Raw genomic sequence first — 26167 nt, 5'->3', positions numbered from 1 at the left:
ATAGAAATTAATTGGTTGATTGCGTCAATAGGAAGGAAGAAAGTGAAATGAAACAAAGAATTGATTATTATAAAACAGCACCTGATGGAATGAAACACTTGTTGGAAATGGAAAAATACTTAAGTAAAACAGAGATTGATAAAAATCTACGAGAGCTTATTAAAATTCGTGCTTCTCAAATCAATGGCTGTGCTTTTTGTCTAAACCTCCATAGCAGCGATGCTCGAAAATTAGGGGAAACAGAACAAAGAATCTACTGTATAAGTGCTTGGAGAGAGTGTGATTTTTATACGGATGCAGAAAAGGTCGCTTTGGAGCTTACAGAAGCTATAACATTAATTTCAGATTTAAAAGTTCCTGAAGACTTGTATGCTCGTGTACGCGATTACTATGATGAAAAAGAATATGTTGAACTAGTACTATTAATTACTCAAATTAATAGTTGGAATAGAGTGTCCATTTCAATGGGGAATTTTGCGTCTAGCCAAAATTAAAATTATTGTCAGAAGCCGAAGAGGATCTTTCCTCTCGGTTTTTTTTATAGAACAAGAAAAGAGGGTCAGAAACTTAACATTTATATCTTTTTTTCGATACCATATAGAAATTGAGAATACGAATGTAATAAGATTAGTTAATTTAAAATAGAAAAGAAAGATTCGAGGTGAGAGAAAATAGCTAATAAAGTGTCAAAGCTTTTTTTAGGCAAAGAAGCAGTTACGTTACTGAAGTACAAAGTTATATTTCTAAAGAGAGTACTATAGCAAAGCAATACATTTATTTCTTTTTAGTTTTTGTAGTTTTCTTCATATATATACTAATTAATAAAACGTTTAAACTGAAATCAATAGTCACGACATATATTTTTTTTGAGACGATATTGATGTTAAAACCTGTTACTAAGTTTATTTCTAAACATATTTACTTTAAATTTATCACAAAATTTAAAGTTGAGGATCTGGGTATAATTTACTTCTCATCATATCTAGAAAGAGCAACCTCTGCAGTGTTTAAAATTAGAAATACTCGATTTAAAAATAATTTATTTCGGGGATACGGGCTTTTAATTATTCTTATTCTCATATTTCTAAAAATTAAGTTATATTGCATTACTATGGTGCCTGTTTCTAAAACTGTTATAAAATTTTTCCCCAAAAAGATCCTTTTCATTTTATCAAATTTGCAACCAGATACTTTATTGATAATAGTCCAACTGGTATTAGCGACTTCAATAACCGTATATATAATATCTTATTATTCTAAAATATTCACAATAATTTCGTTGGTTGATTCTGAGTATAATCAACTTAGATGTTTAAATTAAGATTAATGATTTCCCTTTATTTTTAGTTTATATTATTACCTTATCTTTTTTTATAACTTTCAAAAGTGATAAAATAAATATATTTTAAAGATAGAACACATGTTGAAAATAGAAAATGGTCACATTCACGCTGAGATGAATGTGACCATTTTTCTGGTTCTACCAACACTAAATGTCAAAGAACAGGTTATTTAACTAATCAATTCGAGTAACCATCTGGGTATTTTTTTTGCCATCCCCAAGAATCAGAAATAATTTCCTCAATTCCACTATACTTAGGCTCCCATTCAAGAATAGTTTTAATTTTTTTGTTTGAAGCTATTAAAGAAGAAGCATCTCCAACGACACTCGTAACGATTTCAACTGGGATTTTTTTCCCTGTAACTTTTTCAGCTGCATTTATCACTTCTAAATTAGAGTAACCTTTCGAGGATCCTAGATTAAAAATTTCACTCGCACCACCACATTTTAAATATTCCAAGGCTAATATGTGTGCTTCAACTAAATCTAAGACATGAATGTAGTCACGTACACAGGTACCGTCATGAGTAGTATAAGTGTTCCCAAAAATGGTTATCTTTTCTTGCCTTCTCTGAGCCACTTCTAGAATAATAGGAATCAGACGAGGACGCACTTCACCAAGTGTAAAATCCTTTTTAGCCCCAGCGACATTAAAATAGCGCATAGAAACAAATGTCATGTTGGATGATCGGCTAACCCAGTCCATCATTGTCTCCATAATTACTTTAGAGCATCCGTAGGGATTTATTGGTGCAGTAGGTATTAATTCATGAACAGGATTCATTTCTGTATTGCCATAGACTGAAGCAGACGAAGAGAAGACAATATATTTTATGTTAAATTCCTGCATGACTTCAAGAACAATCTGTGTTCCGTAAACATTATTGTTGAAATATTTTAAGGGCTGTTCGACAGATTCACGACCTAGAGATAAGGCAGCAAAATACATCACAGAGTCAATATTTTCAGTTTCAAAAACAGAACGCAGTAACTTTTTGTTTCGTATATCTATCTCGTAAAACTTTGCTCTGTCATGAACAGCTTCTTTAAATCCAGTACAAAGATTATCAACGACTACGACCTCATATCCCTGATTGATAAGCATATCCACTGCATTTGAACCAATGTAACCCGCACCGCCTAAAACTAAAACTGACATAAGGACCTCCAATGTAACACTATTTTTGTCAGCCAATCTGATTAATTGATTAACTGGATATCATTTATTTTAATTGACGAACATAATTTTAGACAATAACAATTAATGAAATGGGTAAAGTTTAAGTTTATAAAGAATTTGTATTTCATTATTTGAATATGTGATACTTATAGTTTAATTTTGACTACTTTTAAACGCTGCACGCTCTTGCTATTAACTCATGTTTGATGCCTTATATGTGGAGATCATTGATAAATGAACTTGAATAGAGATCACTTAAAGATTCGGTTGTAATTTGTGAGTATATGAAACTCGCCGCAAGCTTCAATTCTTAGAATATAGTTTTTTAAATCAAATTTACTCCGGATTGCTTTTCGATAGAAACTTATATTAGATAAATTAGTTGATATCCATTTTAAAACTCCAGTTACCTATATTTTGATTACCATCTTTAATTACCGATGAATCGAATTCAAAGAAACCATTTTTAGAATAGAATCGTCTGTTTCGTTCAGTATTAGTAAATGTGATGAAATACTCTGTTCTTTTTTGGGGCTTATTTTCTTTTATATATGGTAAAAGACAATCATTGATCATTTTACTTCCATAGTTTTTCCCTCGTTGGGAAGAGTCTACAGCCAATGATTCTAGCATCCACGTTTTTCCTGCAAAACTATTTACAGCTTTATGCCCGGTGCTTAACAGTTGTAATAGTGAGAAAATTTTGCTTATAGGAGCCATTGTTAATAGTTTTACTCCACCAGATGTCATATAATCAAAGAAATTTACTTTTTTATCACGAGGACTAACTAAGATAGCAAAAGATCTAATTTTATTGTTTTCAAAACCTAAAAAGACTGTATTTTTCTTACTATGAGCATAGATGTAAACTTTAAGAGCTTCAGTCAAAAAATCAATAAAAGCTTCGTTACTTTCAAATTCGTTGCGAATTTTACCCACAAGAGGGTAATCAGAAAAACTAATAGCATTCATTCTAGCTGCTTGATAAAGGTAGGATTTCTCCATTTTTTTATATTCTATCATTTTTGCCCTTCACTCCTAATCATAATTATGTAGTAAATATGTTTATAGTCATAAGTTTAATCTACTGATTTTTTCAATACAATATTCAATAAGTAGTACAAGTGTCGCTTAATAGACAATCTTTATATGTAGTGTACAATACTGAATAAAAAGCTTGTGAAAAGTATTTTCTTATATACATAATTATATTAGCGTTAATATTTATGCTGAATATTCCCATCGAATATATGTAAACAAATGGAGGTATATATGAAAAGCACTAATGAAGATCCTCGTGTTAGAAAAACTAAGAAAGCTTTACAAGAAGGTTTATCAGAAATCATGATACGCAAAGAGTTGAGGAAAATTACAGTTAAAGAATTGTGTATCAAATCGGATATTCATAGAGCTACATTTTACAGTCACTATAAAGATATATATGACTTATATGAACAAATTGAAGATAGTGTTGTGAAAGATTTGAAAGAGATAATGGATAAACAAAAAAATGGAATGACAGAATTTTTTAGGCATGTTGTTGAGTACATTATAAACAATAAATCAGTATGTAAAATGGTATTTAGAAACGATTACGACACAAAATTCTTCTCAGATTTAACCAATTTTTTGGAAAAATCTGTTTCAGATGAATGGAAAGAAGTATATGGAGACCATGCTGTGGGCTTTAAGATGAATCTGTATAGTGTTTATCATATAAGTGGCTTTCTTTCTATGATAAAATCTTGGATAGAATCCGAATTTAATTGTCCTAAGGAAGAGTTTATCGGTATGCTACTATCTATGGATATAAATTTTGAATACTATTTATCTAAAAATATTGCAACAGAGAAGCTATAATTTATTGTTCACCTATGGATAAACAATTACACTGATACAACGCTTTGACTGAACAAGGAAATTTAAATCTAGTGAAAGTGATACCGAATTCCACATTGACAGTTTTTGAGAACGAAAGATATTTAAGATAAGACTTTGATAAATTAGGGAAATTTGAAGAGTTGAATGATTGGATAGTGTAATTTTTATTAATCACAACCTGATTCTTAAAATCTGTAGTAACGAAAGATGTCCCTGGAAATACTATCGTTGGTGGCAATCCTGCTAGAGTAATTAGAGAAATAGATGGAGTAGATAAAGAGCTTTGGAACAGGAAATTAAAAGAATATCACTTAAATAAATCTAATTTTCAATAGATTTCAATTAAGTGTTTAGTATAAAAGTTGGTATGAAAGTAACTGTGTTTATATTATTTTATCGATTTGCTGAATCAATTCAGATACTAATTATTGAAGTTACAAAGATAAATAAGAGACGACGAATTTAAAGTGGATAATCCTGGTCTTGGTGATGAATAAAAATTTAGTTGTAAAAAATAAGTTAAAAAGTAATAACTTGATAATAATATATAGGTGATTGGTAAGTGTAAAAGAGAGTTCAGAAAATGCTTAATTTCTGAACTCATTTTTTATATAAAATAATTGAGATCAATCATTTTGTTTTGTGACCATAGAATCGTAAATCACTCATTTTTAGATTGAAAAATCATTTTATGGTTGATTGAATAATTATTTGATTGGGTCAGAAACTTAATAGTTTATGACCCTTTTTACGGATAACTCATAAACAGAATTATTTATAAAAGATCTATATTTAAGATATTTTAAATATGGCCAATAAGATGGTCTCAAATATAAGACCTAATGCAAATTTTATTTAAAGGAGACTATAATGAAAACTGCAAGATTAGTTTCAGAAAATTAGGAATGAATTTAAAAATGTTTTCGGTTGTGTTTTTTATCACAATGATGCTCAGCTGAAACATTTATTTAGAAATTTATAGGAGAGTAAATAATGAAAAAGAGAGTTATAACTACTACTTTAGCTGCGGGATTTATTCTAGTGTTTGCAGCGGAAGCTCATGCGGATACAATCAATGGTCATCATGTTACACGTTTAAGTGAAAGCCGAGCAGTTGATGATAAGGGAGATAGATGGTCTAAGGACGGCAATGTCTGGTTCAATGATGAAACAAGAGAATACGGCAAGATCGTCTCCGATTCATTAGAATCAATACAAGGCTCATCATATTACCCTGAACTAAAGGAACCTGACTCAGACAAACCGAACGAATTAGTTCAAATACAAGTACAAGATGAAGGAACATCGGTACACCAACAAATGTTAACAACAGTAGGTACCACAGAATCTAAATCAAACCAAACAAATGAATCAACAATAGAAAGTCAAACGGGAATGACTGTTGGAGCAACTGTAGAACAACCAACAACAACAGATCCGACCTTAGGAACGACAACGATCACAAAAGAAGCTGTACCAACCACAACAGAAGCAACACAGCCCGAAGAAGATACAAGAATGGCTGGTACCACAAAGACAAGATCAAACCAAACAAATGAATCAACAATAGAAAGTCAAACGGGAATGACTGTTGGAGCAACTGTAGAACAACCAACAACAACAGATCCGACATTAGGAACGACAACGATCACAAAAGAAGCTGTACCAACCACAACAGAAGCAACACAGCCCGAAGAAGATACAAGAATGGCTGGTACCACAAAGACAAGATCAAACCAAACAAATGAATCAACAATAGAAAGTCAAACGGGAATGACCGTTGAAGCAACTGTAGAACAACCAACAACAACAGATCCGACATTAGGAACGACAACGATTAAAAAAGGAGCCGTACCAACCACAACAGAAGCAACAAAGTCCGAAGAAGATACAAGGATAGCCGAAACTAGTGGAAAAGGATCGAACCGAACAAATGGATCAACATCAAAAGAAAAGACAAAAACGGATGTTGTAGCGAAACCTGTTAGGTTTTTAAGTTCAGCTAAAAAAAGCGTTCCCATGAGAGCTATCAAAAAAGACACTGCTTTTTCTAATATTTTATCTAAAAACAACGGTCATACTTTCCCAAAGACTGGTGAAAGTACGCTATTTTCCAATATTTTACAAGCTGTAGGTTTTTTAGTTATAAGTGTCCTAGGTGTAGTTAGCATAAGAGTGAAGAAAACAAAGAACTAATCAATTTAATTAATTGATTTGGATAATAATTTTCTCCAAACGTCATCTGCCGGGTACGCAGAAACTGTATAGAAATCAAAATAGGCAAAGACTGAAGCTATTGTGATCAGTCTTTGTCTAGATTCTCAGTGAAAGCATAATCTTTAGGTGCCATAGAACATCAAAAATAGAAAAGGAGAATAATTTATGAAATGGTTTTTTATGATATGCACTTTAGTATTACTCAGTTTTATTTAGAAATGTATCACGTTTTTAGAGAGGGATAATGCATGTTTGGAGAAACGATTAGAGAAATACGGCTAAAAAAAGGATTTAGTCAAAAAGAAGTCTATAGAAATATTATCTCAAAATCATATGCGATTGAATTTGAGAAAGGGAAACATAATATATCTTCTGATGTCCTTATTAAGATATTAGAAAACTTGTCTATGGATATTAGCGAGTTCTTGTTTATTGCCAATGGCTATAAATTAAATGAACAAAATCATTACACTTATCATTACGCCAACCTATCTAATAAGCAAGACATAAAAGGATTAGCGTTACTTTTAAAAGAACTAGAAAGAAAATCAGGACAAATAAATGCGATCAGAGTGGCTGAGGTACGCTCGAGAATAAGAATTTTACAGCATTTAGAAGTTTATGGAGTATACAATACCGCTGTCGTTTTAGAAGAAGATAAGCAACTGATTTTGTCCTATTTAATGGGGATTGAAAGCTGGACGCTTCAAGAAATACATTTATTTGCCAATACACTAGATTTTTTAGATCACGAATTTATATTTATCTTTTTTAAAAGAGTTTCTAAACTGCTGGAGTATTATATTCAATTTGAGAAAGGCAGAGAAGTATATTGTGGTCTCCTGATTAATATTATTGAATATACATTTGTAAAAAATCAGTATGAGTTTGCAGAAGTTTTACTTACCCAATTGGGGTTGTTATCCACCAGTTTCCAAGACTTTTTTTCGAGAACGCTGTACAAATTTTTTGAAGGATTACTGATTATGAGGACAGTCAATGAGGAGCAGGGAAGAACAATGGCAACAAGAATGCTAGACATCATGGTTGAACTTGATCAAGCACCTTTATCAAAAATGTTCTCGTTATTGTTGGAGTAACATGCTGATTCCAGTGTATTAAATCTATGTTGAAGTTAGAAGCTACTAAATATAATGTTTAAGACAGCGCCATGCAAGGTGACTCATAGATAGGCGCTTTGTGTAAATATAGTTCAAAAAGTATAGGGGATTACAGAAGCAAAGGTTCAAAAAACTAAAACGTTTTTGAACTCTTTTTTTTATTGCTTATTTTCATAGGTTTATAAAAGGAAAGTGGAATTCAGCAAATCTGGAAAGTCCGAAATACCAGACCAAAATGATTCGAACAAACGAGGTTTGATAAACTATACATTGTGCTTAATGTCACAATAGTGTTCCGGCAGAACTGGTTTTCTGATGATTTACTTTGTAATCAAATCTAGGACATTGATATTGGCCATTTTTCATTTATGGATGGGATGGAGTCGATTTGTAACTGAGTTTATTTTAGTTGCTGTTCAACAAAGGGTAATGAGAGAGTGAGTAGCGACTATCATCGTCTAAGTTAGCAAACAATATAAAAAAACTATCGAAAGATAGAAGTATAAATAATTAAAATGAGAGAGGGAAGAAGTGTATGAGAGAAAGAAGGAAACAAACAAGGATCGGAAGGTATATTGAAGAGCATAAGAAAGGGTGTGTCCTAGCTCTTGCTGCACTGGGAATGATCTTTTCATTTAGTGTGGGCGCCTATGCAGCGATTGCAACGACGTTTCATTTTTTGGGGACAAAAGACGATTCCATAAGAATTGCACAAGTTTTAAGCGCTTTGGGGATAGAGATTAAAGGTCAAAAAGCCCAAATAGCACAACTAGTCCAAGAAAAAGCGGAAGCTGAAGCAGCAAAAGCAAAAGCGGAAAGTGATTTACAAGCGGCCAATGAAACAATCGAAAACGTGCAAGCCCAAAATAGTGAAGCTTCTGCTGCTGTAAGTGGTGCGAACGCCAATGTTAATAAGGTAGCGCAATATGCAAAAGATTTAGAATCTGCAAATACGAAGCTAAAGGATTATGCGAACGCAGTTGCTGCGGACGCCGGTTTAAGCGATAGCTCCATAGACGTCGATAATACCAATGATGCGTTGAGTCAAGTGGACAGTGAACTGCAAGCCGCAATTAGTAAAGCTAATGACAGCAATGGAAGTAAGGAAAAAGCGCAACAAGCTGTCGATGAAGCAAACAAAGCAAAATAGCATAGAATCTCTAAGATAGATTCGGTTTTCCCTGCAATAGTCGTGCTGCTTGAATAATTTTTTGAGTGTATAATAGAAAAACGAGTGAACATACGCTTATATTTTAGGAGCAATGTTTCCTTTCGCTGGGAACTATTTATAAAGAAAGGTATCTAGAAAATGAATCCTCTCTAGATACCTTTTTTATGTACTTAAGTAGGAAGATCGTTTTTTATGGTAGATTCAATCAAAATTGTTAAGGAAATTCTCTTGTATCAATAATCATTTTTTTACAAAATTAAAGAATTTACACCTTAGAGATTTTGGCAGTTCAAGGCTACTCGTTTATTTTCTGAACGAGTAGCTTATTTTTGTATCTATAGAATCGGATACAACTCATTGTTCACTTAAAAATCAGATTTGTGAGTATTAGAACAGCTCATCAAAAGTGAACAGAAACTTAAAAGGTTTTGATCCTTTCTAGTTACTTATTTCATAACTCCTTAAGTAATTCAATAACTAGATCAAAAAGGTATTATTTCAGAGAACAGTAGAGTATATTCCATGGATTTTTTGCCGAATGAAATATACAAATCATTATTGGCAGCTAAATATGTTGCGCAAAAATAAATTTCGGATAATGGAATGTGCATTATGAAACTATTAAAAGAGTGTTCAGAAAATGACTAGTTTCTGGACCCTCTTTTTTTATGACAATTGAAGCACGTAGCTTTCGTTTTGTGTCTATTGATATACAAAATATTGTTCATTTAAAAAGAAAGTTTATAGAAATAGAGACACTTTAATTGTTGCGGAAAGAACATATGTAACAATACGTAACTACCGTTGCGTATTTTGTATTGTTTTTTGAACAAAATTCAACAAACGTAATGAAAGATGGGATTATCATTCAACCTATCGGTAAATCAAAAAGCTCCTCTAGAAAAAAAGTGGCGAGCGCTCAGATTATTTTTGACGGATTGCTAGAAGTTGATATTGAAAGCAATCAGAAAGTACATTGTACGTGTTAAGAGAGAAGGATTCTATAGAGCTGAGTTTATTAAATCAATTGTTCAATATATTTCAAGTGGGAAAGGAAATAATAAGACTGTTGATTATTATAAATGCTAATTTATAAAAATTAAGAAAGATCATTTTAATTTATTTTCCGGAAAACGCCTAATAAATCAGCATTTACAAGTCTGTTTTTGAATTTTTTTTTATTTTGTAGTTTTTTTTTGAAAAAAAGGCATTGACCTTAAACCTGGTTTAACCCGTATATTAATTTGTGAATTAAATATTTAATAATGAACTATCTCACTTTTATGAAATGAGGAAATTATATTGAAAACAAAGAAAGAACGAAAGAAACACGCAATCCGATGGATTCTATTTACGGTAATCCTAAGTCTTGGTTTTTTTTATCAAACAGGCTATGCAGATGAGGTGAATAATTTTTCGATTCAAACGTTAGATGAGGATGGAAATGTAAATGCGCAAGGCTATTACCATTTCGACGGTCAGCCGGGAGAAAAACGTGAAGTTTCTATTAGGATTTATAATGCGTCTGATGTAGCAATTACGGTAAAAGCTGCGGTGAATCCCGCTTCCACCAATGAAAATGGTATCCCTGGTTATTTGGCAGAAGACACGTACGATGATTCATTAACGCATCGAATGGATCAATTGGTCAAGATTGACGAAGCAAAACGTACGATTCCAGCGTTAGGTTTTGTCACCATGAAAGTAGTAGTTTTATTCCCAGAAGAAGACTGGGCGGGAGACATTCTCGGAGGGATTCGGTTTATGGAAGAAGTTAAAAATATAAGCGAACAAACAGTAGTTCATGAAGTTGCGTACACCGTTGGTATTTTGTTAAACAAAAAAGACGGGGAAACAGTTGAAAATGACTTGCATTTAAAAGACATTACAACAGGACAAAGAAATTATCGAAACTTTATTGAAGCTAACATTCAAAATAGTGCAGCATCGATTGTTCGCAATATGAGTGTTGAATCTACTGTGACTGAAAAAGGGGGGAAAGCAGCGATTTATACGTACGATGTCTACGATCTTCGCATGGCGCCCAATTCTAATTTTAATTTTGGTATACCAACGGGGGAACGACCCATAAAGGCTGGGGACTATGTTCTTAAAATGAGGGTAAAAGCAGATGGGAAGGAGTATCATTTTGAAGAAAATTTCACGATTGCCGCGTCAGAAGCCCGCCAGTTAAACCAAAGTGCAGTGAATATTGATGAGAGGACGCCTTATCTATCTTATCTGATTTTAGGGGGAATTGGACTTCTTATTCTCCTGATTATTGGCAGATGGATTAGAATTAATGGGAGAAAGAAGGCTGAATCGCTCTAAAAAAATGCTGGTTTATAGTGTTCATCCAGCTGAAACCGGAAGGGGAAAAATACTAAATCAATTGAGAATAAAGGAGAATAAGAAAGCAACACGTACGAACAAAACAAAGAAAAAACAAAAAAATTGGAGGATGAACAATGAAGAAAACAACAATCACAATAGCAGCAGCACTTTTAGCGGGAAGTATGGGACTAGGTACATTAATTAGTCAGGCAGCAGAAGTAGAGTATGAGGATGCGACGAACGCAAGGACAGAGGGAACGGTGATTATTTTAGAAAATGATTCATCTAATCCGGTGATTCCAGATCCAGAAAATCCAGGAGAAGAAGTAGATCCTGAAGTACCAGTTAACCCCCACCCAGGCCGACTAAGAATCAATTATGTTTCAAACTTTGATTTTGGTAAGATTCCGAATATTTCAAGTGAAATCGTTCAAGAGGCACGATTGGACCATATATTTTCTGGTACATCAGAAGAAGGACGGGTACCATTTGTCGCAACAGAAGATCGTCGTGGGAGTGATCGATTAGGCTGGGAGCTGCAAGTTTCACAGCCTAAACAATTGAGTGATGCAAGCGGACATGAGCTGCAAGGAGCAACGATCACCTTGAGTGGTCTGCGTTATGTGAATCCCACATCAGCTACGCCCATTGCGAATCAAAACGAGATTGTATTAGGAGAAGCCGCACAAACTTTGGCAACCGCCAATGCTTCACAGGGTGCCGGTGCATGGACACTAGCTCTGGGGAATGCGAATGCAGAAGGACAGACTGATGGCGTTGTCTTACGTATTCCAGCCAATACCACAAAAAATGATACGGCTTACTCAACTGCACTAGTTTGGGAGTTGGTCGCGGATCCAACAAACGCATCTGGAGAATAAGGGGATGTCCCCTATTCTCCAGTACAGAAACCAAAGAGAAAGGGATAGTCCAATGAAAAAAGTCTTACTTGTTTTTGTGTTGAGCCTAGTTCTATCAACTCATTTTTTATTTCCCGCGATCGTTGTGGCCACTGTGATCGAAGAGTCTACGAGTGAATCTGATTACGAAGAAGAGATCCAAGAAACTAGTAATAATCAGGAGCAGCAGGGAGAAGAATCGGAGACAGAATCAGATGGATCCTCTGATCAAACAAGTGCAAAAAATCTGGAAGAGTCATCAATTGAAGATACTGTCGAGGGAGTTATTGAAGATCAATTGCAAAGAAATCAAAGATTAACTAGCATTGTTACTAGCACAATAAGTGATTGGCACATAGATGAACCAATTCTAATCGCTACTATTAATATGGAACTTACGACTGCGTTTAACGGAGTGAATCCCGGAGCGTACAATGTGGCACGTGTTTATGGAATCAGTAATCAGTTTTCAAGATTTAGTGTTCGAGCGGTTGATGCGCATGGAAATGATATCAGTGCTGCCTTTTTTACGGACATTAGGTCTGATTATGTAGATTTTCGAACGAGAGCAGATAGTTCTCCAGGAAATGGTTGGATTACTCTTGAAATTTTTGGTTTTGTTAATAAACATGCGCCTGTAGATATTATCTTTGACGGTTTAGGAGGATATTTCGATTTTGGGGAACTTACTTTCGGAATATTTGTCGTAAATATGCGTGGCGATACGGTTAGAAGAGAACCGGATGTGACATCCAGTACACGTTTAATGGCCTTGGGGGGAATACTCAATGTAACTCATATTGATGAGTCTGGAAAGGAGATAGGTGATGCTGAGTCAAATCTTGGGATGCCAGGGGCGGAATATACAACAGAGGCTTTAAATTTGGACGAATTTTATCTTCTAGAAATCAGAGGTGAAGCTTCTGGAAACTATATTTTAGGAAGAGTCATCGAAGTGACCTATGTTTATGCGAAGAGTGCATTGACAGCAGAAGTTGTGCCTCAAACAATTGATTTAGGTGGTCGATTGACGGAAAGTCAGCTTACCCAGGCCATAACCAATGTTTCGCTTAATGGAGGCTTGTTATCAAGTGATGAGTATACCCTTAATATAAATAAATCTCCAGATACGAGTATTGTCGGAACAACAACCAGTGCTTCTGTAGTATTAAACCATAACAGAACTAGTCAACAATTAATACTCGAGATACCAATTACAGTTACTTTCGGAAACGCCATAAGATTCAGTGGGTTTAATGACTATAGTGCTGGGATCTACACTTGGCATTCCGACATTGGAATTATCACTGCTCGAAGAGGAACGACAAGCACGACAGGAAATGTACACAACAATTTTTCTGGTATTTATTATAACTTTAGCATACATGATTTAGGTGATAACACGCGGCGTGTCATAGGCACTGATACGTTGACCTATTCGTATGATGTAAGAGGAACTCAAACGATTGCTTCAGCTGTTTCTGACTTTGGGAACGGTTTTGGGGAGACAAATGCTAAAGTTGGCGATATTGTCGAAGTCTATCATCGTGAACCTACACGACTCAGAAAATATGACGCCCCCCATTCTGAATCTGAAAGAGTAAATAGCTTGAATAATCGTGCATATTTTGAATTGACAAGTAATGGATACAGCCTATTGACATTTGATCGAGCACACCCAAATCCTACCACTATTCAGTTAGGAATGTCTGAAAAAGAATTGGAGGCAAACATATCAAAATATTTAGATCTTTCTGACACCAGTCATGTCTCGATTAGCGGTTTTCAAGAATATCCCGATACATCCAAAATCGGACAAGTAGTCGGAATTATTCGTGTTGAAGAACGTTTGAGTACTGGGAAATTTATTCTACGTGATTATGAAGTGCCTTTTACGGTTGAACCAGGTCGGTTGGAGCTGGCTAATGTAACGAATGGAAATTTTAATTTTGGAATCATTGAGCAATCAAGCCGCCATCAAGAGGTAGCGGCCAAGGGTGAACACGCACCAACCATTACGATTGATGATTACAGCAATACTACGCAATGGTCCATTTTTGTTTCTGCTAGTCCATTTGTGAATTCAGAAAAGCAAGTGTTGACTGGGGCAACGATGATACTCAAAGATTTAAGTGTCCAAGAAACGGTCCATACGGGGTTAACGGTTCCGTCAAAAGACATTGTATTGAGCCACACTCCGAAGTTAGTTGGGGCAATGAGCAATCCCAATGAATTATATGAAGGAGAACACGGTACAACAGAGATTCAAATTGGGGAAGTAATGAATGGATCTTTGACAGGCGTTCAATTGAGATTGCCGGCGAATACGCCAGTGGATGATGGGACGTATCGCTCAGTGATCACTTGGGAACTAGTGGGTGATCCTACGTTGGGAGGAAGCGAATGAAGAAAATACTAATCGTACTCTTTTTCAGTATAATTTCTCTTTATATGAATTATTCAAATTCTTTGCCAAGCGTAGAAGCATCTACTTATGAGAATCAAGCGGGGGTACAATTTTATCAGAGAGAAGAGACAGTAAGTTCTGAACAAAATGAATTAGATAGTCAACCATCAGAAATAGATATTCAGAAGAGTCTGCCACAAACAGGAGGAGTAATTTCTTCAATGAGCTTTTTGGGAGGCAGCGTAATCTTAATAGTTTGGTTAATAAAAAAGAAAGAAAAGACAAGTTGATTTTTTTCGGTACTATATGTTTTGGTGTTTAACAATATGAAAAAATATAATAGAAACATATAGTACCTTAATATCTTAATAATAAGCAATTAAAGTAACGTAGTAGTTTTAACATCATTTTATAAAGGAATATCTTGATAATCGAGAAATAATAGATTGCAAAAGTGTAGTGTTTAGGAAATCATTCCTACGATAAATAATACTACATACATGATGAAACTTTGGGAATGATTACTTAGAAAATGTTCATTTTAATCCCTCTGCTTTGATTGTTTTCATAGATAATGATCAGTTACAGAAGCCAAAAAAAGTAGTAGTCAATAGGCCGATTATTTTCTAAACCTCCGACGATGTACTGTGCGACTACACTGGAGTAATCGGCAGAATCTTGTATATCATCCAATAACTGATTCAAGTTATTTTCACTATAGTCGTATCTATCAACAGTTAACGCCCCACCAAAGTATATTTCACTTGATTCCGCAAGGAGATCTTTAGGAATAGTGTTATTGGGAATGTCTATAATGCCAATTTCTTCTGTTATGGTATCAAAATGATCTCCAGTAAATAATAATAAAAAATTTGTTGGATTATTTAATAAAGAAGAAATGTGTTCTTTTTTGTAAAGATCAAGAGGTTCAAATTTCGAAAAAGGAAACTCTAGATTTAGGTTTTTCTCTCCGTTTAAACAATGATTGATATGAGCAATATCCTTTATTCTTGTATTAAGTACTTTTGATACAGCATTTAATTGTTTGATCCAGTTGTCAACGGTAATAAGAGTATTGTTTAATATTTGGTTTCTTTGATCCAAATCACCATTTAAATGAAGGGTTAGATCGGTAATGGGAATTTCTAAGTTTCTAAAAAAAGTAATATCAACTAACTGTAATATAGAATGAGCATCAAAATATCTGTAGTTATTCTCTTCGTCTCTACTCAACGAAATTAGTTGTTTTTTTTCCCAAAACCGTATAGTTGAAGGTTCAATATTGAATAGATTAGCAATTTCCGTTATCGTTCTTTTTTTATTTGAGATAACAATTCCTCCTCTTTTTTGTAACTTATAGAGATATATAAGTAGTAGAACACATCATCTTCGACTTTGAAATTTGATTAAAGTAATCTTAACTTTCTAAAATACTATAAACAAATAGACCATATTCTTCAACTCTATTTAAAAGAATAGTAATGCATTATTTTAATTCTATCAACTAATCAGTCAGGACATTATGAAAGTAAAAACGCAATTCTTCTATTTTGTATAAATCACCAACTGTTGATTTTGAAGGTTTAAAAAATCAACAAATTCGTATTTTGAAATAAAGCGAAGGGTAGTATTAATGAGGTATAGATTCAAGGGGAATTAATAAGCTGTAGTAGGAAATGAATAAAGAAACTCATTTTCTATAAAAAAAGCATTGTCATTGAATTGAGCTTTCTTACCTAAGGATAAATAAAAATTTACAAATACTTAAAGGTTCTTCCAATCCACTTAGATTATAGATCTTATAGTACTTGGCATTTGGATAACGAGTGAAATATCAGTTATTTATTAAGAGGACGATTGCTTTTTAAAAACTAGACCTCAAACCAACTTTAATGTGTATAGTTCAGCGCAACAAACAACTTGCGTTTTTCTTTTAATTTTCAAATAGGTCATTGTTCACCTGTAAAGGAAGCATCTTCTTTCAGAGGCTTTCATCTAGGGAAAAACAATAAATGAAACCGGCTTATAGTATTGATTTCATTTTGGAAAGGACGAAAATTATGATCGAAATCAGTAATCTATCTGAATATATCAAAGAATTTCAATTTGAAGAAAAGCAGTTAAAAGCACATCCGTTGATAAAAAATTATATTGAAAATCAAGTTCAAAAATTAAAAGAATTGATAGAAGCATTAACGTCCGCGAATTTTTGGATTGATATTCCAATAATTATGGGAATAGATTCTAAGTTAGTATTATTACGAGAACTCATTATCACTATTGAAGATTTTGATTTTTCAGACGAAGAAGTGTTAAAAATAGTAGAACAAGATTATCCATACTACAATAAAGAATTATGTGGATATAAATTGAATGATGTAACTAGCCATTCACTAATTTTTAAAATAAAGTGATCTGGAAAAAGAATCAAGGAAAAGTAGTCTTTTATAATATATTTTGAAGTCAGGTATGGAATCCTATGAAGACGTAATAAAATTTCTAACCGAACGATAGAGGACAGACGTGAAAAATTGCGAGAAGCTAAACGTGCTTATTGAATCCTATGCACTTACCAACTATGACACGGGAAAAGCAGAATTGGTCAAAGGTAATGCAGAAATGATCTATCTTATCATGAATCTGGGCATCTCTTCGACGTTTGGTCCACATCGGGAAGACTTTCACTAACTATCATTTAACAAAGATAGAAACTTTCATTCTTTAAATTTTGTTCTGGGGTTGTTAAAAAACAAAGAGGAACTATTATTACATAATACCAAGTATCTTATAAAAATAATGATTATTTTTGGTTGAAGGAACTCTGTCCTTGCTTGAAAAGTATTTACTATAGAATACATTATTACTACAATAGATGAGATATAAAAATAGGTGGTTAAAAAAATACCACGATGGAGTTGGCAGATGAAAAAGAAAATTTTTTCCTACATATCTTTGGCAAGTTTAATAGTACCTTCTTTTTTTGTTCCCATTGTGAATGTTCGATCAGATGAGCAACAAGAAAGTGTAGCACAAGCAACTAATGAAGAATCTGAAAATATGAGTAATTCGATTACAACGCTGGATTCTTCAACAACGCAAAGTGAATCTTCTGATACTTCGACAGAAGATAATAATGAATCCACGGAAGAAACAACAACGCAAAGCTCTTCTAACAACGCAAAATATTCTGGCGAAGATCAGGGGAATAGCCAAGTTGAAAATGAGACGACAAGTCAAAGTTCTGCAAATCCATCTGAGGTCGCAGTAAATAATGATCAAGAAGATTTTGCAGCTTGGCTTCCGGATCCAGCACTACAATCCGTAGTTGCTAAATCTTTAGGTATAGATGTGTCCGAAATCACGAAGGAACAGATGAGCAAACTTCAGACTCTCTATATCTACGCTGCAGATTCCGCTATTGCTGATTTGACAGGCTTGGAATATGCAACAAATCTATCATCATTTTATATGAGCGGCCAAAATCAGGTTACTGACTTTTCCGTTCTCACTTCGTTAAATAACTTAGTTTATGTATATTTGATGGGTGCTAATGTAACGGATGATAATGTACCAAACTTTGGTGCCAATTTAACTAGATTAAATCTTAGTTCCGCAAATGTAACCGATGCTGTATTTTCAAAAATAGTTAATATGAAAGGACTAGAGTCGCTAAGTTTCGAGTCCAATATGAATATTACGACAATTGCACCTCTGGTTGCATTACCAAATCTAACAGAATTAAGAATACAGTTCTGTGGCGTGACAGATTTTACTGTGATAAATGAGTTTCCCAAATTATCAAACTTAGCTGCTTATGGCCAAAACACAGGAAGAAATGATGCGATTACTTCATTATCTGCAAAAGAGTTAAATTACGATCCCGATAATCAATCATTTTTTGTTCCATTTTCCATTATGCCTAATCGTTTAACAAATTTTGATGGATATCAGCCTCCTTTTACAAAATCGAATAGTACTAGTCAGACGTACTTTGATTTGAATGGTGTACAGGTACCCTCCTCAAGATTAAGTATTACAGAAGATGGGATTACTGTATCTGGGGTTACTCAAAGTGAATTTGAAAGTATCGAAACAATGGAGTATAACGCACGACTGAATAATCCTGCCGGATCCTATGCTCAACCAGATGGATATAGTTTTTACGCCATTTCTTCAGGAACCTATTTGCACCAATTTTCGATCAATCATCAAGAAGCCGCTGCAGATGTTACGGTGAGTTATATTGATACTGAAGGGAATGAATTGAAGCCTTCTCAAAAAATTAGCGGTAATATTGGTGAATCTTTTGATGCAACAACGCCAGAGTATAAGTTAGAAATAGACGGGTATACTATAAAAGAAGTTCAAGGTAATCCGACGGGAACCTTCAGTGATACAGCGCAAGAAGTGGTGTACGTATATGAACGCAGCGATGCAGCACCAGTCACGGTGAAATATCAAGATTCCGAAGGGAATCAGTTGGCAGACCCAACGGTATTAAGCGGAAAAGTAGGGTTACCATATACAATCGAAGCCAAAGAGATCCCAGGGTGGTATGTAGTAGAAACCCCAGATAATGCTTCAGGCACCTTCAGTGACACAGCGCAAGAAGTGGTGTACGTATATGAACGCAGCGATGCAGCACCAGTCACAGTGAAATATCAAGATTCCGAAGGGAATCAGTTGGCAGACCCAACGGTATTAAGCGGAAAAGTAGGGTTACCATATACAAGCGAAGCCAAAGAAATCCCAGGGTGGTATGTAGTAGAAACCCCAGATAATGCTTCCGGCACCTTCAGTGATACAGCGCAAGAAGTGGTGTACGTATATGAACGCAGCGATGCAGCACCAGTCACAGTGAAATATCAAGATTCCGAAGGGAATCAGTTGGCAGACCCAACGGTATTAAGCGGAAAAGTAGGGTTACCATACACAAGTGAAGCCAAAGAGATCCCTAGTTGGTACGTGGTAGAAACCCCAGATAATGCTTCAGGCACCTTCAGTGATACAGGGCAAGAAGTGGTGTACGTATATGAACGCAGCGATGCAGCACCAGTCACGGTGAAATATCAAGATTCCGAAGGGAATCAGTTGGCAGATCCAACGGTATTAAGCGGAAAAGTAGGGTTACCATATACAAGCGAAGCCAAAGAGATCCCAGGGTGGTATGTAGTAGAAACCCCAGATAATGCTTCCGGCACCTTCAGTGACACAGCGCAAGAAGTGGTGTACGTATATGAACGCAGCGATGCAGCACCAGTCACAGTGAAATATCAAGATTCCGAAGGAAATCAGTTGGCAGACCCAACGGTATTAAGCGGAAAAGTAGGGTTACCATATACAAGCGAAGCCAAAGAGATCTCAGGGTGGTATGTAGCACAAACACCGACAAATACTTCAGGCACGTTTAGCGACACAGCGCAAGAAGTGGTGTACGTATATGAACGCAGCGATGCAGCACCAGTCACGGTGAAATATCAAGATTCCGAAGGGAATCAGTTGGCAGACCCAACGGTATTAAGCGGAAAAGTAGGGTTACCATATACAATCGAAGCCAAAGAGATCCCAGGGTGGTATGTAGTAGAAACCCCAGATAATGCTTCCGGCACCTTCAGTGACACAGCGCAAGAAGTGGTGTACGTATATGAACGCAGCGATGCAGCACCAGTCACAGTGAAATATCAAGATTCCGAAGGGAATCAGTTGGCAGACCCAACGGTATTAAGCGGAAAAGTAGGGTTACCATATACAAGCGAAGCCAAAGAAATCCCAGGGTGGTATGTAGTAGAAACCCCAGATAATGCTTCCGGCACCTTCAGTGATACAGCGCAAGAAGTGGTGTACGTATATGAACGCAGCGATGCAGCACCAGTCACGGTGAAATATCAAGATTCCGAAGGGAATCAGTTGGCAGACCCAACGGTATTAAGCGGAAAAGTAGGGTTACCATATACAAGCGAAGCCAAAGAGATCCCAGGGTGGTATGTAGCACAAACACCGACAAATACTTCAGGCACCTTCAGTGACACAGCGCAAGAAGTGGTGTACGTATATGAACGCAGCGATGCAGCACCAGTCACGGTGAAATATCAAGATTCCGAAGGGAATCAGTTGGCAGACCCAACGGTATTAAGCGGAAAAGTAGGGTTACCATATACAAGCGAAGCCAAAGAAATCCCAGGGTGGTATGTAGTAGAAACCCCAGATAATGCTTCCGGCACCTTCAGTGATACAGGGCAAGAAGTGGTGTACGTGTACGAACGCAGCGATGCAGCACCAGTCACGGTGAAATATCAAGATTCCGAAGGGAATCAGTTGGCAGACCCAACGGTATTAAGCGGAAAAGTAGGGTTACCATATACAAGCGAAGCCAAAGAGATCCCAGGGTGGTATGTAGTAGAAACCCCAGATAATGCTTCAGGCACCTTCAGTGATACAGGACAAGAAGTGGTGTACGTATATAACACTAAAGCGCATAATCCTAAGAACAATGGTAATTCAAATAATCATTTACCAAAAACTGGACAACAGATTAAAGGACAACTGATTTTAAGTAGTGTCGGAGCTTTGTTAGTCACACTCGTATTTGTAGCAATTAAAAAACGTAAAAGAAGTAATCGATAAGAGGAAGAAAGAGTGTTCAGAAAATGATCGTTTCTGGACACTCTTTTTGAATCAAATTTCTAATAATACTATTCGATATTGTGTATAGAAACCTACAATGAAATCTATGTCTAGATAAAATAGGAGTCGCTAAATATAAGAATAATTCATTTAAGGAATTGCAAACTTTAAAGTTCTTGATTCATTAATGTTTCACCTGTTTTTCATTTTTGATTAGGCTCTTTTTATTATGTTCATTTAAGCTAACGGTATAATTTTTTTGGAGGCTGATTTTTCATTGATAATTAAAATTTATTTATTGTGAATGATTATAAAAAGTTCTGAAAATACTAAAATAATAAAGGGAGTTTGTCAAATAATATAGAGAAGATAGCTCATTAATCAATCTGAAAAACACCTCTAGGCTAGAGATATAGCTTAGAGGTATTTTTATGACTAATTATGGTAAGATTATTAAATAAAAGTTGTCTTCATTTCAAATCGCATCGAATCCTCAAGTGGGGGAGATTAGTGAATGAAAAGGTCCATTTGGGGTGAGCTAATCTTTACAAGAAAAGAAGATTGATTTAGATAATGAAAGAACGGGGAGAAGAAATGAAAAAGAAACATAAAGTGATACAAATGTTGGGTGGGGCTACACTCTTATACATCTTAGCGGTCCTGTTTATAGGTGGCGCAACACTATTGCTGTTCAAAAATCTTACCTTTTTGATTGAGCCAGTAGTTAAAGTATTTCAGGTGGTTCTTCCTCCGTTAACTATGACGCTCGTTTTATATTTTGTACTTAAACCAGTTGTAAAGTTTTTGGTAGGGCTAGGACTTTCAAAAGTACTGAGTATTATTATTACATTATGCACACTTACTGCTGCCTTCATCTTGTCAACTGCCCTCGCACTGCCGTTACTTATCCAACAATTTGAACGATTGATCGAAAACTTCCCAAATTATTTGATTGAAGCTGAACGAGTAATAGAAACTTTTATACAAAATACTAGATATGAACAAGCATATCATGAGGGACTCGAGGTTCTGGCGAATTGGATAAATCAAGTTTCTAATAATGTGGGCGTATATCTGGGCAATATTATTTTCGGTGCTTCACAAGTGTTTTCAACGATTACCCATGTCCTATTGTTGTTATTGACAGTGCCGATCATCACGTTCTTTTTATTGAAAAATGACCGTCAATTTGTAGAGTATTCTTTAGGTATCTTCCCCCCTAGATTACGTCATGAAGTCAAAGAAATCATTCGGACAATGGAAAATCAGGTGGGCGCCTATCTAAAGGGCCAACTAGTCGTTTGTGTGATCATAGGAACATTGACTTTTATTGGCTTCTTAATTATCGACATGCCTTTTTCTGGAAGCTTAGCATTTCTTGTTGGCGCAACAGCTATCGTTCCTTATATCGGACCGGTTGTCGCCTTTTTCCCTTGTGCAATCATTGCAATCATGACGTCTCCTACGATGTTCATTCAGTTGTGCATTGTCTGGATCGTTGTTCAATTATTAAATGGGGAGCTGATCGAACCTCAGGTCATGGGAAAACATATGGTGATCCATCCAGTAACAATTATTTTTGTGCTATGGATAATGGGTGAACTTTTCGGCATGTTTGGGTTGATTTTCGGTATACCACTTTATGCAATCGTGAAAGTGTTAGTGGTGTTTGGGTTTCGAAAATTTAAGCAGCGATACAATCGCATATATGCGGAAGATGTTCCTTATGAAGAAACTGAATTTAGTTTAGAATCATACACTAAGAAAAGCAGCCATGGTTAACGAGGGAAACCTGTTGAACAAATGAATTCAAGTACGCATGTCCTGCTCAAATTGATCGTTTGAGTTAAATCATTTGCTTTGATAGTGAAAGAAAGAATTTTAATACATAGAGTGCTTGGAAATATCTATTTTCTGAGTACTCTATTTTTAGTTTGGGCCGATGAATTTCCGATAATTAAGTTTTCCAGTGTCAGAAATTCATTGGATCATGACTCCTTTTTAGCCATTCCAATAACTTGTCGTTTTTCTACGAAAGAGGCTGCTTGACTAAGCAGGAATCAACGCACAACAATGATAAGCGCCAGATGGATAGACTACCTATTTGACATCTGATTTCCCAAATGATATAGTTTCCAAATAGAAATCAATTTGAGGGGAAGTTTTCAATGAATAATTTAGAAGAGGTATTAGTAAACTTACAATGTGAATTGGTGGCGGAAAGAACCAGACTAAATCCTAAAACAATTAGTTGGCTTCAATATGATATTTTAAATATTCTAAATTCTGAAACTGAGATGCGCCCGTCAAAAATGAGTGTTTTGCTAGGAATTAGTAGGACAAAACTTTCAAAGGCGTTAAAAGAGCTAAAATTAATGAATTATATTCAACAGAAACCCAATGATGCAGATGGTCGAGAACTACTCACTTTTTTGACAATAGAGGGAAGTCATTTATTAACAACTATTGATAATGGACATACGCACTTATCTGAAATCGCAAATGCAGTTTTTAATCGGAAGGAAAAAGAGCAGTTCGCTGAACTAGCAAAGAAATATTTAGAAGCGCTTAAAACGGAAAGGCTGAGGTATGATGAATGATCTCATTTCTATCGAAGGAGCTAAAACAAACAATTTAAAAAATCTTTCTTTGAAACTTTCTAAGTATCAAGTAACTGTCGTAACAGGTGTTTCAGGCTCGGGAAAATCTTCTTTGGTATTTGATACCTTAGCAGCTGAATCCCAACGATTACTAAACGAGACCTATTCGAGTTATATCCAACAGCTACTACCTCACTATTCTCAACCAATCGTTGATAAAATAGAAAATCTACCAGTGTCTATTGTGATTAATCAGAAGAAACTAGGAGGAAATGCACGTTCCACAGTTGGAACTGTAACAGATATATATTCAAGTTTAAGGCTGCTATTCTCGAGGGTTGCAACCCCTTTTATTGGATATTCTATGAATTATTCGTTTAATAATCCCAAGGGCATGTGTGAAGTTTGTAAGGGATTAGGTGAGGTCAAAGAGATTGATGTCGATAAGTTAATCGATTTTGACAAATCTTTATCAGAGGGAGCTATTCAATTTCCTACTTTTCAACCGGGAGGATGGCGCCTGTCTAGGTATACAGAATCTGGTAATTTCGATAACAATAAAAAAATTAAAGATTACCTAGCAGAAGAATTGGACCGTTTACTAAATGATCTCGGCAGCACTCCAAGTAATCCTACGAATAAATGGCCAAAAACTGCACGTTATGAAGGGATCATTCCCAGAATTACCAAAAATTTTATCGAAAAAGAAAGCACGCAATATAGTGCACCATTAAATCACATTCTGCAAGTGAAAGAATGTCCCAATTGTCAAGGCACTAGAGTAAGTAAACTCGTTCGCTCTGCAAAGATAAATGGAAAATCGATCGCAGACTGTGTGAGGATGCCTATTCCTGAACTAAACAAATTTATTAAAGAGATTCATTCTTCTGCTGTTCAGGTGATTTTGAAAGATTTAAGTAAGAAACTACAGAGTTTGGAGGAGGTTGGCCTAGGCTATTTGTTTCTTAACCGTCCAACAGCAACATTATCTGGTGGAGAATCTCAAAGAATAAAAATGGTTAAACATCTTAACAGTGCACTTAGTGATATTCTATACATTTTTGATGAGCCTAGTATTGGACTCCATCCAGAAGATATTCAAAAAATAGCAAAGATAATTAGGGGGTTAAAAGATAAAGGAAATACTGTTGTTCTTGTTGACCATGATCCGGATATTATACAAATTGCAGACCATATCATTGAGATCGGTCCAGGATCCGGGGATAGCGGTGGAAAAATCACCTTTGAAGGAACCTATGATGAACTACTGAAGTCGAACACCATCACTGGAAGAGCGTTGGCAGATCAGTTGAACGTTAATACACAAAGACAACAATTTTCTTCCTATTACGAATTAAATGAGGTTAGTTTGCACAATGTTGTAAACGCTTCTGTGGTGTTGCCAAAACAAGCATTAACGGTTGTAACCGGAGTCGCTGGTTCTGGGAAGAGCACACTCATTCGCTATCTTTTTAAAAAAAAATATCCTGAAGCAAGTATATTAGACCAGAGTCAGATAAATGGCAACATTCGCTCAAATGTTCTCACGTATCTAAATGTCTTTGATAAAATTCGGAGCATCTACGCGCAATGTTCTGGTAAAAGTGCCTCTCTTTTCAGCTATAACGGTAAAGGAGCATGTCCTCTGTGCAAAGGCAAAGGAGTGATAAAAATGGATTTGGCTTTTATGGGGGATGCAGAGCAAGTTTGTGAGAAATGCCGAGGAAAAAGATATAACGATGAAGCCTTATCTATTTTATGGCATGGTTTCACTATTTACGATATTTTACAATTATCAGTTCGAAAAGCAGTAGATTTGTTTGATGATCGCTTATTGATCAGAACGATGCAAATTCTCATGGATGTTCATCTAGAGTATATGAAGTTGGGGCAGTCGCTAGATACATTTTCTGGTGGAGAACTTCAGCGTTTAAAGATAGCAAAAATAATTGCTCAAGATACTTCTAACTGTCTAATATTAGATGAACCATCTACCGGCCTTCATGAGGCGGATATTGACAAGTTGTTATTATTGTTAAATAAACTTTTGCAAAAAGGAAATACATTGATTGTTCTAGAGCACAATCTCAAAATAATTAGTCAGGCTCAATGGCTTATCGAAATGGGACCTGGCGGGGGGAACTTTGGAGGTAAAGTATTGTTTCAAGGGTACCCAATAGACTTATTAACGTTAGAAGATTCATACACAGCAAAACATCTGAAAAGATATACAAAAAACAACAATTAAAAAAGGTGTTTATAAGAATTTCAGTTCATGATTTTTTTAACAGCTATGTGATGGGCAGAAATTTAATAGCTTTTGATCTTCTTAATTTTTCGACAAAGAGTGTTAAGAAAGTGACGAATTTCTGGACACTCTTTTTAGATACA

18 protein-coding genes are annotated in these 26167 nt (G+C 35.3%); 15 read left to right on the top strand and 3 right to left on the bottom strand.

The annotated features are described in order from the left end of the window. The first annotated feature begins 47 nt into the window (after positions 1-47). On the top strand, positions 48-494 hold the full coding sequence (locus IGJ17_RS15940; protein ID WP_086316665.1) for a carboxymuconolactone decarboxylase family protein: 447 nt from the start codon (positions 48-50) through the stop codon (positions 492-494). A 1026-nt stretch (positions 495-1520) separates the two neighbouring features. On the opposite strand, the gene galE is transcribed toward IGJ17_RS15940, so the two are convergent. Then, positions 1521-2501, bottom strand: coding sequence for a UDP-glucose 4-epimerase GalE (gene galE, locus IGJ17_RS15935; protein WP_086332767.1), 981 nt, complete (start codon positions 2499-2501; stop codon positions 1521-1523). Positions 2502-2900: 399 nt separating this feature from the next. Next, positions 2901-3545 (bottom strand): GNAT family N-acetyltransferase, encoded by a 645-nt coding sequence (locus IGJ17_RS15930; protein WP_016612626.1) that lies wholly within the window; start codon positions 3543-3545, stop codon positions 2901-2903. Positions 3546-3794: 249 nt separating this feature from the next. Here IGJ17_RS15930 and IGJ17_RS15925 point away from each other — a divergent pair, with 249 nt between their 5' ends. The 8 genes from IGJ17_RS15925 to IGJ17_RS15890 all read left to right on the top strand — a co-directional run bounded on the left by IGJ17_RS15925 (position 3795) and on the right by IGJ17_RS15890 (position 14842). Further along, positions 3795-4382 (top strand): TetR/AcrR family transcriptional regulator, encoded by a 588-nt coding sequence (locus IGJ17_RS15925; RefSeq protein WP_051154589.1) that lies wholly within the window; start codon positions 3795-3797, stop codon positions 4380-4382. A 1014-nt stretch (positions 4383-5396) separates the two neighbouring features. Continuing rightward, entirely contained in the window at positions 5397-6599 is a 1203-nt protein-coding gene (locus tag IGJ17_RS15920) for a hypothetical protein (protein ID WP_429961600.1), read from the top strand. A gap of 269 nt (positions 6600-6868) precedes the next feature. Beyond that, entirely contained in the window at positions 6869-7720 is an 852-nt protein-coding gene (locus IGJ17_RS15915) for a helix-turn-helix domain-containing protein (protein WP_016612623.1), read from the top strand. Between the two features lie 556 nt (positions 7721-8276). Next, positions 8277-8891 carry a hypothetical protein gene (locus IGJ17_RS15910; RefSeq protein WP_008381639.1) on the top strand — a complete coding sequence of 205 codons (615 nt, stop codon included), beginning with the start codon at positions 8277-8279 and terminating at the stop codon, positions 8889-8891. Between the two features lie 1323 nt (positions 8892-10214). Then, positions 10215-11243 carry a DUF916 and DUF3324 domain-containing protein gene (locus tag IGJ17_RS15905; protein ID WP_086298853.1) on the top strand — a complete coding sequence of 343 codons (1029 nt, stop codon included), beginning with the start codon at positions 10215-10217 and terminating at the stop codon, positions 11241-11243. A gap of 137 nt (positions 11244-11380) precedes the next feature. Next, the gene (locus tag IGJ17_RS15900; RefSeq protein WP_016612620.1) at positions 11381-12127 is read left to right on the top strand and encodes a WxL domain-containing protein; all 747 of its coding nucleotides are present in this window, start codon (positions 11381-11383) and stop codon (positions 12125-12127) included. A gap of 52 nt (positions 12128-12179) precedes the next feature. After that, positions 12180-14552, top strand: a complete 2373-nt coding sequence (locus tag IGJ17_RS15895; RefSeq protein ID WP_223347137.1) for a WxL domain-containing protein — start codon at positions 12180-12182, stop codon at positions 14550-14552. Next, positions 14549-14842 carry an LPXTG cell wall anchor domain-containing protein gene (locus IGJ17_RS15890; protein ID WP_016612618.1) on the top strand — a complete coding sequence of 98 codons (294 nt, stop codon included), beginning with the start codon at positions 14549-14551 and terminating at the stop codon, positions 14840-14842. Before IGJ17_RS15895 ends, IGJ17_RS15890 begins: the two co-directional genes overlap by 4 nt. Positions 14843-15134: 292 nt before the next feature. Here the strand turns inward: IGJ17_RS15890 and IGJ17_RS15885 are convergent, their stop codons facing one another. Next, complete coding sequence (locus tag IGJ17_RS15885; RefSeq protein ID WP_086372438.1) at positions 15135-15851, bottom strand: MerR family transcriptional regulator; 717 nt, start codon at positions 15849-15851, stop codon at positions 15135-15137. Between the two features lie 761 nt (positions 15852-16612). On the opposite strand from IGJ17_RS15885, the gene IGJ17_RS15880 reads away from it, so the two are divergent. From IGJ17_RS15880 to IGJ17_RS15855, 6 genes are all read left to right on the top strand, one after another. Continuing rightward, positions 16613-16966, top strand: a complete 354-nt coding sequence (locus tag IGJ17_RS15880) for a DUF7006 family protein (protein ID WP_008381652.1) — start codon at positions 16613-16615, stop codon at positions 16964-16966. 109 nt (positions 16967-17075) lie between these two features. Next, positions 17076-17240, top strand: a complete 165-nt coding sequence (locus IGJ17_RS15875) for an N-acetylmuramoyl-L-alanine amidase (RefSeq protein ID WP_223347136.1) — start codon at positions 17076-17078, stop codon at positions 17238-17240. Positions 17241-17474: 234 nt separating this feature from the next. Further along, entirely contained in the window at positions 17475-21176 is a 3702-nt protein-coding gene (locus IGJ17_RS15870) for a MucBP domain-containing protein (protein ID WP_429961599.1), read from the top strand. 594 nt (positions 21177-21770) lie between these two features. Continuing rightward, the gene (locus tag IGJ17_RS15865) at positions 21771-22958 is read left to right on the top strand and encodes an AI-2E family transporter (protein ID WP_034872249.1); all 1188 of its coding nucleotides are present in this window, start codon (positions 21771-21773) and stop codon (positions 22956-22958) included. 386 nt (positions 22959-23344) lie between these two features. Beyond that, a complete protein-coding gene (locus IGJ17_RS15860; protein ID WP_016612169.1) occupies positions 23345-23776 on the top strand; it encodes a MarR family winged helix-turn-helix transcriptional regulator in 432 nt (143 codons plus the stop codon). After that, entirely contained in the window at positions 23769-26024 is a 2256-nt protein-coding gene (locus IGJ17_RS15855; RefSeq protein ID WP_086372947.1) for an ATP-binding cassette domain-containing protein, read from the top strand. Before IGJ17_RS15860 ends, IGJ17_RS15855 begins: the two co-directional genes overlap by 8 nt. Positions 26025-26167 lie beyond the last annotated feature (143 nt).

The organism is Enterococcus sp. DIV1096b (assembly GCF_050498765.1).
Taxonomy (GTDB): Bacteria; Bacillota; Bacilli; order Lactobacillales; family Enterococcaceae; genus Enterococcus_D; species Enterococcus_D entomosocium.
Note: the sequence above shows the minus strand (reverse complement) of the source record. Positions and strands in the feature narration are given on the sequence as shown.

Bases quoted from the DNA above. Each gene is read 5' to 3' on its own strand.
- IGJ17_RS15940 (WP_086316665.1), top strand. From the start codon at position 48: ATGAAACAAAGAATTGATTATTATAAAACAGCACCTGATGGAATGAAA.
- galE (WP_086332767.1), bottom strand. From the start codon at position 2,501: ATGTCAGTTTTAGTTTTAGGCGGTGCGGGTTACATTGGTTCAAATGCA.
- IGJ17_RS15930 (WP_016612626.1), bottom strand. From the start codon at position 3,545: ATGATAGAATATAAAAAAATGGAGAAATCCTACCTTTATCAAGCAGCT.
- IGJ17_RS15925 (WP_051154589.1), top strand. From the start codon at position 3,795: ATGAAAAGCACTAATGAAGATCCTCGTGTTAGAAAAACTAAGAAAGCT.
- IGJ17_RS15920 (WP_429961600.1), top strand. From the start codon at position 5,397: ATGAAAAAGAGAGTTATAACTACTACTTTAGCTGCGGGATTTATTCTA.
- IGJ17_RS15915 (WP_016612623.1), top strand. From the start codon at position 6,869: ATGTTTGGAGAAACGATTAGAGAAATACGGCTAAAAAAAGGATTTAGT.
- IGJ17_RS15910 (WP_008381639.1), top strand. From the start codon at position 8,277: ATGAGAGAAAGAAGGAAACAAACAAGGATCGGAAGGTATATTGAAGAG.
- IGJ17_RS15900 (WP_016612620.1), top strand. From the start codon at position 11,381: ATGAAGAAAACAACAATCACAATAGCAGCAGCACTTTTAGCGGGAAGT.
- IGJ17_RS15895 (WP_223347137.1), top strand. From the start codon at position 12,180: ATGAAAAAAGTCTTACTTGTTTTTGTGTTGAGCCTAGTTCTATCAACT.
- IGJ17_RS15890 (WP_016612618.1), top strand. From the start codon at position 14,549: ATGAAGAAAATACTAATCGTACTCTTTTTCAGTATAATTTCTCTTTAT.
- IGJ17_RS15880 (WP_008381652.1), top strand. From the start codon at position 16,613: ATGATCGAAATCAGTAATCTATCTGAATATATCAAAGAATTTCAATTT.
- IGJ17_RS15870 (WP_429961599.1), top strand. From the start codon at position 17,475: ATGAAAAAGAAAATTTTTTCCTACATATCTTTGGCAAGTTTAATAGTA.
- IGJ17_RS15865 (WP_034872249.1), top strand. From the start codon at position 21,771: ATGAAAAAGAAACATAAAGTGATACAAATGTTGGGTGGGGCTACACTC.
- IGJ17_RS15860 (WP_016612169.1), top strand. From the start codon at position 23,345: ATGAATAATTTAGAAGAGGTATTAGTAAACTTACAATGTGAATTGGTG.
- IGJ17_RS15855 (WP_086372947.1), top strand. From the start codon at position 23,769: ATGAATGATCTCATTTCTATCGAAGGAGCTAAAACAAACAATTTAAAA.